At 61.8% G+C, this 461-nt stretch carries 1 protein-coding gene; it reads left to right on the plus strand.

Annotation, left to right across the window (positions count from 1 at the left end):
- On the plus strand, window positions 1-286 hold a 286-nt coding region (locus BN358_RS26650; RefSeq protein ID WP_198018446.1), incomplete at its 5' end, for a hypothetical protein.
- Window positions 287-461 lie beyond the last annotated feature (175 nt).

The following is a 461-nucleotide window of genomic DNA, read 5'->3' on the forward strand; positions in this document are numbered from 1 at the left end:
TCACGAGTCTCCTCTGAAGAAGCCTGGCGGCAGCGCAGCAACCGCGGTTGTCATCTCTTCGATAGTCAAACGCCCCACCACGATCAGGTTTCGAACGGCGAAGCTGCGCTGGAACCTTGACATCCTCCTGGACATCCTGTGCCAGACGCGCTGGGTCATAGAAGGTGACCGGCAGATCAAGGCTGCCAAGTACGATCCGGGCATCCCAGAAGACGCCCTTCGCCTCCACTTCCCACGCGTGATCCTCGAAGTCGGTCGGGAAGGCTCAGTATCGGTTCCACGGTAACCCCCCTTACCCGCACTGGATCCGGGATAGGCAGCCAGCCGGCTCATCCGGCAACGGCGAAGCTGCCGCCGGGGCACCTCCCCACAACGCCAACTGCACGACCAACGCCGCAGCCACGCCAGACGACAACACACGCACAACCGAACGCGACGACATCATGAGAAACTCAACAGCC

It is taken from the genome of Sedimentibacter sp. B4 (genome assembly GCF_000309315.1).
Classification (GTDB): Bacteria; Bacillota; Clostridia; order Tissierellales; family Sedimentibacteraceae; genus Sedimentibacter; species Sedimentibacter saalensis.